The following is a 12248-nucleotide window of genomic DNA, read 5'->3' as shown; positions in this document are numbered from 1 at the left end:
ACGTTACTCACATAATTCAGCTAACTGAATCACTATGGCTAAAGCATCAGCTGAATCACTATGCACACATAAAGTATCGGCATATAGAGGAACCTCAGTCCCGTCAATGCATATTACATGTTGACGATTCATAATATTTTGCGCTTGAGTTATAGCTTCAGACTGAGATAAAACAGCTCCTGGCTGGGTTCTGGAGACTAATTTTCCAGTGTTATCGTAAGCTCTGTCAGCAAATGCTTCAAAAATGATAGTAACGTGATGTTTTTCTGCATCTTCTACCAGTGCTTTGGCCCAAGGTCCTGCCGGGAGCATAACTTGGTGCAGTTTTGGCGCGTTTTCTATAACGGAGAAGAACACTTCCCTCACCGCTGTACTTTCGATGATGTCATGATAGAGAGCACCATGTGGTTTTACGTAAACACAGGACGTATCGTGAAAAGCACATAAACCTTGTAAAGTGGCAATTTGAAAAACTAAGTGATCATATAATTCAGTTGAAGATAATTGCATACTGCGACGTCCAAACCCTTGACGGTCAGGGTAGCTTGGGTGCGCCCCGATTTTCACAGCGTGTTGTTTAGCTAAAAGAATGGCTCTTTGAATATGCTGTGCATCGCCACCATGATAGCCACAGGCGATGTTTGCATAGTTGAGGTATGGCATTATTGCATCATCATTCCCTAACACATACAACCCAAAGCTTTCCCCTAAATCACAATTTAATTGCATAATAATCCATACTTATCTAACGCATTTAGGTATTATAGGGAATATATCAGTTAATACAAAACAGTAAATTTATGCCAGAACTCAAAGACATTTCCCTCGCAGTTAATCAAACTCATATCGGCACAGTGAAAACCATGACAGATTTTGGATGTTACGTTGATATAGGTTACGCCGAAGATGTACTCATTCCATCGGGTTATATGCAAGCCAATATTAGTAATAAAATGGCTATAGTGGTGTTTGTCTTTCATGATGATGATACCAATAGAGTTTTGGCAACTAATCAATTATTCAAATTTTTCGATGAAACCAATAATGAATATTTTGCGCCAAAGCAAACTGTCAATTGTATGGTATGGTCTTCTACCGAATTAGGCTATAAAGTCTTACTCGATAATGAAAAATTAGGGCTTTTATTTCACAGCGAGGCATTGGCTAAACATGCTATAGGTGCGCAGTTTGCAGTTACCATTAAACAAATTCGTGAAGACGACAAGATAGACGTTACTCAGCACGTACAAAGTGCCAGTCAAAGAAAAGATCTTGCAGCGCAAATTTTAGATGATCTCGTTGCCCATGATGGCATATCATCACTGACTGACAAAAGCTCTCCTGAAGATATAGCCTTTAAGTTCTCTGTCAGTAAAGGTGCTTACAAAAAGGCAATTGGTGCTTTATTTAAAGCAAAAAAGATTACCATCACAAAAGATTTCATCAAATTGATAGATTAAGTATTTCATAACTACCGGCACATATACTTAGAGTTCAGGGATTACTGAGAGTTCAGGGATAAGGGATGAGAAAAAAGACGAGAATTTCAACAGATTAATCAGATGAGCCAAACAAGCAAGGTGGTTTTTTCCATTAATATCAAAAACTTATATTTTTATTTACTTTTATCGTAAAAAACACTAGAAATATAAATATAGATGTTTATAATGCATCGCGTCTGAAGATATATCTATTTATCTTTAAGTTATTAGATGAGGCTACTAACTTAATCGAAGACAGTTACACAAGAGCCAAAATTTACTTCAATGGTGGGCTTTTAGAGCACGTTTTGCGTGGCCGTTTTCTTGTGTACGGTAGTCTCAACTCTAATAGCCCACCACCATATTAATACACCTGACCACTCCTAATAGTTCAAAATATAAACAAATTTTAATCTATTACGTATTTTACTTGATTCTCGTTAAACCTTTATTACAAATTTTATGGTTAATCCTGTCTAGCTCATAATTAAGCGCACCACTGACACATTTACTGATCCAATGATGAGCAGCAATAAAAATATCTTGAGGAATATCAGGGTGTGTTTTAAGGATATCTGCACTATGCTTTAAATACTCATTGACTGCATTTATTGTAGCAATAGTTTCCTTAGAACTTTTTTGTATCAAAGGATTTATTTTACTAGGGACATGTTGGTAATTTTTTTGTGAAAACTGTGCTGTTTTTGGCTCTGTAGAAGCAACATTTTTTAAGTGATTAGAATGGTGCTCTAGAAAATCAAGGTTTTCGAATGATTCTATAGATTTAATCTTATGTTGAGCAAGATGATGCAAATGTCTCATAATTTCTCACAACGTGAAAAGTTTTCTTATTGTTAAGTAAACTATCTAAAATAAATTAAAAACCCAAAATGGGTGGCAAGATGTACAAGGATGAGACTACCGTACACAAGAAACGGCCACATAAATGTGCCCCGTACACCTCGCCATAGTTTCTTGTGATTTTAGGGTCTCATACCTAGTCAAATAGAAATTTTGTTTCCTAAGTGACAAGAGAAGTATAGCCTTCTATACTATTTATACTACTAACCAAAAGTATACTTTAATCATTTTTATGCTTTTAAAATAAAAAAACCCGAATTAACATGGAGTTAAATCGGGTTCTACACATATAGATATAAAAATATTATTAAATATATATTCTTTATTTCTTGCCAACTAAATTTTGATTACTTTAATTTAGCATCCAGTTCTTCAATTTTTGCTTTCCAGATGGCTGGGCCAGTTTGATGAGCATTGTTACCGTCTGAATCCACGGCTACAGTCACTGGCATATCTTCTACTTCAAACTCATAGATAGCTTCCATTCCTAGGTCCTCAAAGGCAACGACTCGAGATTTCTTAATCGCCTTTGATACTAGGTAGGCAGCACCACCAACAGCCATGAGATAAACAGACCTGTGTTTTGCGATACTCTCAACTGTTGCAGGACCGCGTTCTGCTTTACCTATCATACCAAGCAAGCCCGTTTGTTCTAACATCATATCCGTGAATTTATCCATACGTGTGGCAGTAGTTGGGCCGGCTGGACCTACTACCTCATCACCGACAGCGTCAACAGGGCCCACGTAATAGATGAAACGATCGGTTAAATCCACGCCATCAGGTAAACCTTCACCATTATCTAGCATCGTTTGAATACGCTTGTGCGCCGCATCACGGCCAGTTAACATTTTACCTGAAAGCAATACGGTCTCGCCGACTTTCCAATCTTGAATAGACTCTTTAGTCAATTCATCCATATTGACACGACGAGTATTCTCAGAAACCTCCCAAGTGACTTCCGGCCAATCTTCTAATTTTGGTGGCGTTAATTCAGCTGGACCAGAACCATCTAGATAGAAATGGGCATGGCGAGTAGCCGCACAATTTGGAATCATTGCTACTGGTTTTGACGCGGCGTGGGTAGGTAATGACTTAATCTTGATATCAACAACCGTCGTTAACCCACCTAAACCTTGTGCTCCTATACCTAGTGCATTCACTTTATTAAAAATGTCTACACGTAATTTTTCTTCGGTAGTTTCTGGTCCTCGAGCGATTAACTCTTGGATATCAACCGGATCCATCAAGCTCTCTTTGGCTAGCACAGCTGCTTTCTCAGCAGTACCACCAATCCCTATGCCCAACATTCCAGGAGGACACCAGCCAGCCCCCATAGTCGGTAAGGTTTTTACAACCCAATCAGCTATATCATCAGAAGGATTTAACATCACCATCTTGGATTTGTTTTCAGAACCGCCGCCCTTTGCAGCAATCATCACTTCGATTTTAGCACCTGGAACCATATCCAAATGCACTACGGCGGGTGTATTGTCTTTGGTGTTCACTCGGGCACCAGCAGGATCGGCCACAATAGAAGCACGCAAAGGATTATCTGGATTCAAATATGCACGACGAGTCCCTTCATCGACCATTTCTTGTACCGTCATATTATGCTTGTCCCACTGAACTTCCATTCCGACTTTGACAAAACAAGTGACAATACCAGTATCTTGGCATAATGGTCTTTTGCCTTCTGCAGACATACGTGAATTAATGAGGATCTGTGCCATAGCATCTTTGGCTGCTTGACTTTCTTCTCGGAGATAAGCCGCTTCCACTGCTTTTACATAGTCTAAAGGATGATAGTAGGAAATAAATTGAAGTGAGTCTTCAATACTATCAATAAAATCTTGTTGGCGTATAATTGTCATTGCAACCTCATTGGTGATAAGTACATGATCTTAATTGTGTAATTTGCATATAATATTAACCTGTGTGGCGTGAGTTACCAAGTACAATCCTTACAACTTTGGTGTATATGTAGAAAAATGACTAAACTCTTATCTGTTCCACAGCAGGTGGTAATAAAGCCAATCCCATCACTTACTGGATATACTCCAAATGAGCTTTTTACCGCTTTAGCCAAACAACCTCACAGTATATTTTTAGACTCTAGTAAAGAGCTGAGCATTGAGACTTTTAGTATTTTATTATGGGACCCAGTGTTAAGTGTGGAAAGCCACAAGCAGCAAACCAATATGCATTTACATAAAAAGTTTGCAGCCGTATTTCCTGACACAAATCCAGTATCATTAGGGTCTGATACCTCTCCTTTTATGATGGTAAAAGACTTACATCAGCAACTTTTGACAGGGCTTGAAATTGTTGCACAGGAAAGTCCCTCCCTACCATTTTTAATCGGCTTTGCCGGTCATTTCGGATATGATTTGGGAGCGTATATAGAATCTTTTGCACCAGAAAAACTAGGTGAGTATGCTACTGCAGATATGGGCTGTCATCTATATACGCACAGTCTCATTTATGCACATCATACCGACACTTATTACCTGTGTTATTTGAGTAATAGTACAAACGAAGAAATGGTTATAAACGACCTTATAGAAATGCTGCATAAAGCACCTAATGATGGGTTTACATTAGCAAAAGAGTGGCAAGCCAATCTCACCGAACAGGAGTATTGCACCAAATTAGACAATATCCATGAGTATATTTTAGCAGGTGATTGTTACCAAACCAACTTCGCACAACGCTTTGACAACCAATATTCAGGCAATGAATATACGTATTATCAAAAGTTACGTCAGGCCAATAAAGCCCCTTTTTCAAGTTATGTCGCCACCCCGCAAGGCGCTATATTAAGTCTGTCGCCTGAGCGATTTATTCAAGTCAAAGGCAACATTGTTGAAACCAAACCTATTAAAGGCACAATGCCTCGCGACAGCAATCCTGTGATTGACCAACAAAACGCGACAACGCTGCTTGCATCACATAAAGATCAAGCTGAAAACCTGATGATTGTGGATTTATTGAGAAATGATCTATCGAAACATTGTATAGCTGGCACGATCCAAGTACCCAAGCTATTTGCTTTAGAGTCTTATCCTGCAGTGCATCACATGGTGAGTACCGTCACTGGGAAACTGGCACAAAAAGAAGATGTCTATGATCTGTTGGAAGGTGCATTTCCTGGAGGTTCAATCACAGGAGCTCCGAAAATACGCGCTATGGAAATCATTCAAGAACTTGAACCTAATGGCAGAAACATCTATTGTGGTAGTATTGGTTATATTGGTTTGCGCTATGATATGGACACGAATATTTGTATACGCACCCTATTATGTGAGAATGAACGCATCTACTGTTGGGCTGGAGGTGGCATAGTACTCGATTCAGTCGCACCAAATGAGTATCAAGAAACCCTGGATAAAATTAGCAAAATCATTCCCAAAAAGGAATCAATAAGGACGTGATAAAGGAAGAGTTTCTGCATAGGTTTACCCTAGCTCCCAGAATACAACCTGTTCAGGAGTTTAGTTTTACAGGAGAAACTAGGCCAGCTAGCGTACTGATTACCTTGCATGAAACCGCCCAAGGACTAGAGGTTGTTCTGACCAAACGAGCTGCACACCTTCGCCATCACGCAGGACAAATTAGTTTCCCAGGTGGTAAAGTTGAACCCACTGATTTATCACACCAACATACTGCACTACGTGAAACGTTTGAAGAGATTGGTTTGTCGGTGGGCGCTGACGATATTGTCGGCGAACTCCCTACTTTCACTACTATCACCGGGTTTAGTGTCACTCCTATCGTTGCCATTACTCAATTAACAGGACCTTTTGTGATTGATAAAGGTGAAGTCGCAGAGGTTTTTTCTATTCCACTTGGCCATTTACTAGCACCACACAATCACTTATTTCATACTGTGACGAGACACAATACTACCTATGAAGTGTATTTCATCCCCTGGCAAAATACTTACGTGTGGGGTGCAACAGCGGGTATGTTGATTAACTTGGCAAAACTGCTTGGGTTAAGAGATTAATTTTTCTTATACATTTAATTAACATTTATCAATTGTTTCTATTTCCCTAAGCCTTACACTATAAAAATAAAAAAGGAATTAACGATGATCAGTGTTTTTGATATGTTCAGTGTGGGTATAGGCCCATCAAGTTCCCATACTGTTGGCCCAATGAAGGCTGCGCTTAAATTCGTGACAACCTTACAAGAGAACGACCAACTCGCAAACGTAGACGAATTCAAAGCTGAACTCTTTGGCTCACTAGGCCAAACCGGTAAAGGACATGGGACGGGGAAAGCCATTATTCTAGGGCTTTCAGGCTATGCGCCAGAAACGGTCGATATAGAGGGTATTGAACCACTGCTGCAACGAGTACAAGATAGCGAAATCATCACTCCATTTAATAGTCATTCAGTCAGTTTTTCTCGTAAAGACGCTATTATTTTTCACCGTCGCAAGACATTGCCAAAACACTCCAACGCACTCACTTTTTATGCATATGCAAATGCAAAATTGGTCTTAGAGCAAACATACTATTCGCTGGGGGGTGGGTTTATTATCAACGACGCTGATTATACTGACAGCACTACAACCAGCAAAGAAATACCGAAGATCCTTCCCAAATATCCTTTTTCGTCAGCGGTTGAGTTGTTGGAGCATTGTCATAATAGCGGTTTATCCATCAGCAGTATTATGTTAGCTAACGAACAAAGTTTACGTGAGCAATCTGTCGTAATTCAGGGGCTTTATCAAGTATGGGAGGTTATGCGTAACTGTATACAGCGAGGTATCAAAAGCGAAGGGATCTTACCTGGTGGATTGAAAGTCACACGCAGAGCGCCTGCACTTGCCAAGCAGTTAGCGGTTGAACAATCCCATGATCCTCTATCCGTGATGGACTGGGTCAACTTGTTTGCCCTCGCTGTGAATGAAGAGAACGCTGCTGGAGGAAGAGTGGTGACTGCTCCCACCAACGGTGCCGCGGGTATCATTCCTGCGGTGCTCTCCTACTATGACAAATTTGTGCAACCTCTTAATCCCGAAACAACAGCGCGCTTTTTACTGACAGCTGCTGCAATTGGGATCTTGTATCAGAAAAATGCGTCTATCTCTGGTGCAGAAGTGGGTTGCCAAGGTGAAGTCGGAGTGGCTTGCTCTATGGCGGCAGGGGCATTAACTGAATTACTTGGAGGTTCACCTAATGCAGTTGAAAATGCGGCTGAAATTGGTATGGAACACAATTTAGGATTAACTTGTGATCCAGTTGGTGGACTCGTTCAGGTCCCTTGTATCGAGCGCAACGCAATGGGTGCAGTCAAAGCAATAAATGCTTCTCGTTTGGCGTTGCGAGGGAATGGACAACATAAAGTCAGTTTAGATAAAGTAATAAAAACAATGCGCGATACTGGCAGGGATATGCGAAGCAAATACAAAGAAACCGCCCGGGGCGGTTTAGCTGTGAACATTATCGAATGTTAGTTGGATAAGGTTTATCTACTAAGAGGTTTACGGACCAGAAATTGCACGATGACACATTGATGTCACCTGTTTGCTGGTCCCTCACTTCACCGGCAATGTAAGATCTTTAAACATTTTCTCTACATCTTCATTCGACTTTTGCATCATAGCTTGTTCAACAACGGCTTTAGTTAAATGTGGTGCAAAACGTTCAATAAAATCATACATATAACTGCGCAAAAAATTACCTTTACGGAATCCTATCTTCGTCGTTGAGTATTGGAATAAGTGGCTAGCATCAATTTTCACCAAATCATCATCTAACTCTTCATCCACTGCCATCGATGCGATGACGCCGACGCCTACTCCTAAGCGAACATAGGTCTTGATCACGTCAGCATCCGTTGCGGTAAATACAATTTTTGGCTCTAACCCAGCCTCACTGAATGCTTTGTCTAGCTCAGAACGTCCGGTAAAACCAAATACATACGTCACTAACGGATATGCTGCAATATCTGCAATCGTCAGTTGTTTTTGCTGAGCTAAAGGGTGATCTTTTTTAACAATAACACTGCGATTCCAGTGGTAACACGGTAGCATTATCAAATCGTTGTATAAGTGCAAGGACTCAGTTGCAATAGCAAAATCTGCTTCTCCTTTAGCGGCTAAATCACTGATTTGCGAAGGAGTGCCTTGGTGCATGTGCAAAGAAACATCTGGGTAACGTTGCATAAAACCTTGGATCACCGGAGGCAAAGCATAACGAGATTGTGTATGGGTAGTCGCTATGTTTAGTTTTCCTTGATCTGGCAAATTGTGCTCTCGTGCAACGGCTTTGATACTTTCTACTTGAGCCAGAATTTCTCTAGAAATATCAATCACTTCTTGTCCAGCATGTGTAACATGGGTGAGATGTTTGCCGCTGCGTCCAAAAATTTGGATACCTAACTCATCCTCTAACATTCGTACTTGTTTGCTGATACCTGGCTGGGAAGTAAATAAGCTTTCTGCAGTGGCAGAAACATTCAGGTTATTATTTTGGACTTCGACAATATATTTGAGTTGTTGGAGTTTCATAGGCCTTGATTAAAGCATAACAATATAATTAAAATTTATAACGAAAAACGTATAAATACCAGCTTTTTTATCACGTTTTTGCATATCCCTGTAGACTTACCATAATTGTGGTTCACTCAGGTCGAGATTTACTCAACTTTTTGCCACACTCGCCGAAAAAGAAATATTGAATTAAGAGATTTATGTATGCTTTTTACTATCATTGTGGTGTTGATTATTGGCTTGGTTGTGCTTGCCATCGTCATTAATGCGATCCAGCAGCATAAAGAAGAACAAGAAGCCCAACACCGCAAAGAGCTGAATAAGGTTAAACTTATTATCGATGAAACTGAAAATATCTTGGCGGCATCTGGTCAATTACCTATGCCAGTCCATATGATCGGTGTTTTAAATAATCGTATTTTGCAAGCATTAAAGGTAACAGAAAAGCTCAACCCTAAATCCTACGATATCCAACAACGTATCGAAGATGCAGAGTCAAAAGCCACTATTCCCGAAACGGAAGTGCCCGAACTCCCCCATTCATTTGCTTTACCTGATAATGACAAAATGATTATTCAATATATTCAGGCAATCAAAAAAATCCGCATTACACTGCGCTCAGAACATGCAAAAGGTAGAGTGCCTCCGCAAATTTTTGCGAGCCTAGAAAAATATTTTGAGAAATTACAATTGAGAGTCAATATTGAAACGATTTACAAACGAGGATGTAATGCTATTGCCTCAAAAACATTAGGCTCAGCTCGACAGTATTTTGAGAAAGCCATAAAAGCTCTCGAAGGCCAGATGAATGAAGATGACTACGCAATGACTCGGCAACAGAACTGCAAGGATAAGCTGTTAGAAATTCAAGCACTTCTGAGTGCCGAACAAAATATTGTAGTACCGCCTAAATTAGACGCTATCGATGAGCAGTTTGAAACTAAAACAAAATGGTAGTGCAATGTTTTAAGCACGTTGCATATCACTCACCATTGCCCAAAATGCTTGAGCAGTGACAGAAATATTCGCCTCTTTTTTTCTAATCATACCTAAACTGCGTTGCAGGCCAGGATAGTGAATACTCTTACACACCAGACCTTGCTGTAATAAATGCGTTTTAGATAAAGCTGGTAAAATAGCTAATCCCATATTTGCTTTTACTAAATTCGCCAAGGTCGCTATTTGCGAGGCCTCCGCTACATAATCAACATAAATACCTGCATCGGCTAAAATTTCATCAATAAAAACACGTAAATTTGCATGTTGATTCATTGTCACAAATGCACAATTGTTTAATTGCTGAAGCGATGTGAAAGGCACATTCGCTAATGGATGCTGGGGCGCCATAACCAACATAAATTCATCGTCAAATAAAGGTAAAAAATCCACCTCATCGCTGTTGGTTGGGGCAAACAAAATGCCGATTTCAGCTCGTTCATGTAATACTGAATCCACCACACTCTCAACAACCACATCTTCAATTTTAATTTTAATGGTTGGATATTGCTGAATAAATGGTGCCAGAACATCAATCAGGCCAGCCTCAGCAAAAGAAGGTATACAGGCAATATGTAGCGTTCCTTGCTGTTTATCGAAAACGGCTTGGGTATCATTTATCAGATCGATATAATCCTGATAAAGACGGAGCGCCTTGGGTAAAAACAACCGCCCCTCTTTGGTCAACTCCACTGTGCGTGTCGTTCTGGCAAATAATTCTCCCCCCAAAATATCCTCACATTTTTTTATTGCACTGGATAAAGCGGGTTGTGAAACATGCATTTTCACGGCAGCCTGAGCAAAATTCTGACTTTGTGCCACATAAATGAAAGCTTGCAGTTGTTTAATTGAAAGCATAATAGAACATATATAAATTAAATTTATTAATAGCTAAGATAAATCAATTTTACATATTATTAAAGTTTTTTATACTGAGGTTACATTTTATACAAAGTTCAAATGGAGTAGGTATGGCAGGGTTTGATAAAGTTGTATCGAGTTACGCTGAGGCTATGGCAGGCTTAACTGATAATATGACAATAATTGCGGGTGGGTTTGGTCTGTGTGGTATTCCTGAAGGATTGATAAAGCAAATCAAAAACATGCAAACCAAAGGTTTAACTATCGTATCCAATAATTGTGGGGTGGATGATTTTGGTTTGGGTATTTTATTAGAAGACAAACAAGTAAAAAAAATGGTTTCTTCTTATGTGGGCGAAAATGCTTTATTTGAACAACAGTTACTCAATGGTGAATTGGAAGTTGAGTTAACTCCACAAGGCACTTTAGCCGAAAAAATGCGTGCTGCAGGTGCTGGGATCCCCGCATTTTATACTGCAACAGGTTACGGTACACCCGTCGGTGAAGGTAAAGAGGTCAAAGAATTTAATGGTCGCCCTTATATTCTAGAAGAGTCTATCATGGGGGATTTTGCGATTGTGAAAGCGTATAAAGCAGACCGTTTTGGAAATTGTATTTACCGGCATACCGCACAAAACTTTAACCCGATGGCGGCCACTGCCGGAAAAATAACGGTTGTTGAAGTTGAAGAAATTGTCGAACCTGGCGAGTTAGATCCGAGTCAAATTCATACCCCAGGCATATATGTTGACCGTGTTATTCAAGGGTCTTTTGAAAAACGTATCGAACGCAAAGTGTTAGCAAAATAAGGAGAATTGTATGGCGTTATCAAGAGAACAAATTGCAATGCGCGTAGCACAAGAATTTCAAGATGGAGATTATATCAACCTAGGAATTGGTATTCCGACACTTGCTGCTAACTATGTACCGGCTGATATTGAAGTCATGCTGCAATCCGAAAATGGTTTACTTGGGATGGGCCCTAACCCAACAGAAGATGAATTAGATGCCGATATGATCAATGCAGGTAAAGAAACCGTCACCGCAATCACCGGCGCAAGTATTTTCAACTCTGCTGAAAGTTTTGCCATGATTAGAGGTGGACATGTTGATTTTACCGTTTTAGGTGCATTCGAGGTGGATGTATTTGGCAATATTGCATCGTGGATGATCCCTAATAAATTAATTAAAGGCATGGGTGGCGCAATGGATTTGGTCGCTGGTGCAAAAAATATCATTGTTACCATGACCCACGCGGACAAGAAAGGTAATTCAAAATTATTACCCAAATGTACTTTACCTTTAACTGGGGTAAATTGTATTACTCGAATTATTACTGATTTAGCTGTTTTGGAAGTAAAGAACCAAGCATTTTATTTGAAAGAACGTGCTCCAGGCGTGTCAGTCGAAGAGATCCGCGAAAAAACAGCAGGAGAACTCGTCGTCGAAGGAGAAATTCCAGAGATGAGTTTTGCTTAGCTTAGATCTGATAAATCAGCATCTAAGTCACCTCTGTGAGCGTATGACATGATAATTAAATAATC

At 39.9% G+C, this 12248-nt stretch carries 12 protein-coding genes; 7 read left to right on the top strand and 5 right to left on the bottom strand.

Annotated features, from left to right (window positions below):
• Positions 1-3: 3 nt before the first annotated feature.
• Positions 4-729 carry a 5-oxoprolinase subunit PxpA gene (locus tag NLF92_RS00320; protein WP_254097700.1) on the bottom strand — a complete coding sequence of 242 codons (726 nt, stop codon included), beginning with the start codon at positions 727-729 and terminating at the stop codon, positions 4-6.
• Between the two features lie 71 nt (positions 730-800).
• On the opposite strand from NLF92_RS00320, the gene NLF92_RS00315 reads away from it, so the two are divergent.
• Complete coding sequence (locus tag NLF92_RS00315; RefSeq protein WP_254097698.1) at positions 801-1460, top strand: S1-like domain-containing RNA-binding protein; 660 nt, start codon at positions 801-803, stop codon at positions 1458-1460.
• A 447-nt stretch (positions 1461-1907) separates the two neighbouring features.
• Here the strand turns inward: NLF92_RS00315 and NLF92_RS00310 are convergent, their stop codons facing one another.
• Both NLF92_RS00310 and NLF92_RS00305 read right to left on the bottom strand, forming a co-directional pair.
• Positions 1908-2303 carry a hypothetical protein gene (locus NLF92_RS00310; protein WP_254097696.1) on the bottom strand — a complete coding sequence of 132 codons (396 nt, stop codon included), beginning with the start codon at positions 2301-2303 and terminating at the stop codon, positions 1908-1910.
• A gap of 386 nt (positions 2304-2689) precedes the next feature.
• Entirely contained in the window at positions 2690-4216 is a 1527-nt protein-coding gene (locus NLF92_RS00305) for a fumarate hydratase (protein WP_254097694.1), read from the bottom strand.
• Between the two features lie 117 nt (positions 4217-4333).
• Between NLF92_RS00305 and pabB the strand changes: the two genes are divergently transcribed.
• The 3 genes from pabB (at position 4334) to NLF92_RS00290 (ending at position 7809) form a co-directional block, all read left to right on the top strand.
• Entirely contained in the window at positions 4334-5776 is a 1443-nt protein-coding gene (gene pabB / locus NLF92_RS00300; protein ID WP_254097692.1) for an aminodeoxychorismate synthase component I, read from the top strand.
• Positions 5773-6351, top strand: a complete 579-nt coding sequence (locus NLF92_RS00295; RefSeq protein WP_254097690.1) for a CoA pyrophosphatase — start codon at positions 5773-5775, stop codon at positions 6349-6351. Before pabB ends, NLF92_RS00295 begins: the two co-directional genes overlap by 4 nt.
• 84 nt (positions 6352-6435) lie before the next feature.
• Positions 6436-7809, top strand: a complete 1374-nt coding sequence (locus NLF92_RS00290) for an L-serine ammonia-lyase (RefSeq protein ID WP_254097688.1) — start codon at positions 6436-6438, stop codon at positions 7807-7809.
• Positions 7810-7890: 81 nt separating this feature from the next.
• Here NLF92_RS00290 and cysB read toward each other — a convergent pair whose 3' ends face one another.
• The gene (cysB, locus tag NLF92_RS00285) at positions 7891-8865 is read right to left on the bottom strand and encodes an HTH-type transcriptional regulator CysB (RefSeq protein WP_254097686.1); all 975 of its coding nucleotides are present in this window, start codon (positions 8863-8865) and stop codon (positions 7891-7893) included.
• A 186-nt stretch (positions 8866-9051) separates the two neighbouring features.
• Here cysB and NLF92_RS00280 point away from each other — a divergent pair, with 186 nt between their 5' ends.
• The gene (locus tag NLF92_RS00280) at positions 9052-9804 is read left to right on the top strand and encodes a hypothetical protein (RefSeq protein ID WP_254097679.1); all 753 of its coding nucleotides are present in this window, start codon (positions 9052-9054) and stop codon (positions 9802-9804) included.
• Between the two features lie 9 nt (positions 9805-9813).
• Here the strand turns inward: NLF92_RS00280 and NLF92_RS00275 are convergent, their stop codons facing one another.
• Positions 9814-10701, bottom strand: a complete 888-nt coding sequence (locus NLF92_RS00275) for a LysR family transcriptional regulator (RefSeq protein ID WP_254097677.1) — start codon at positions 10699-10701, stop codon at positions 9814-9816.
• A 113-nt stretch (positions 10702-10814) separates the two neighbouring features.
• On the opposite strand from NLF92_RS00275, the gene NLF92_RS00270 reads away from it, so the two are divergent.
• Positions 10815-11513, top strand: a complete 699-nt coding sequence (locus tag NLF92_RS00270; protein WP_254097675.1) for a CoA transferase subunit A — start codon at positions 10815-10817, stop codon at positions 11511-11513.
• Between the two features lie 10 nt (positions 11514-11523).
• Positions 11524-12183, top strand: a complete 660-nt coding sequence (locus tag NLF92_RS00265) for a CoA transferase subunit B (RefSeq protein ID WP_254097673.1) — start codon at positions 11524-11526, stop codon at positions 12181-12183.
• Positions 12184-12248: the final 65 nt, after the last annotated feature.

It is taken from the genome of Opacimonas viscosa (genome assembly GCF_024199005.1).
GTDB classification, from domain to species: domain Bacteria; phylum Pseudomonadota; class Gammaproteobacteria; order Enterobacterales; family Alteromonadaceae; genus Opacimonas; species Opacimonas viscosa.
Note: the sequence above shows the minus strand (reverse complement) of the source record. Positions and strands in the feature narration are given on the sequence as shown.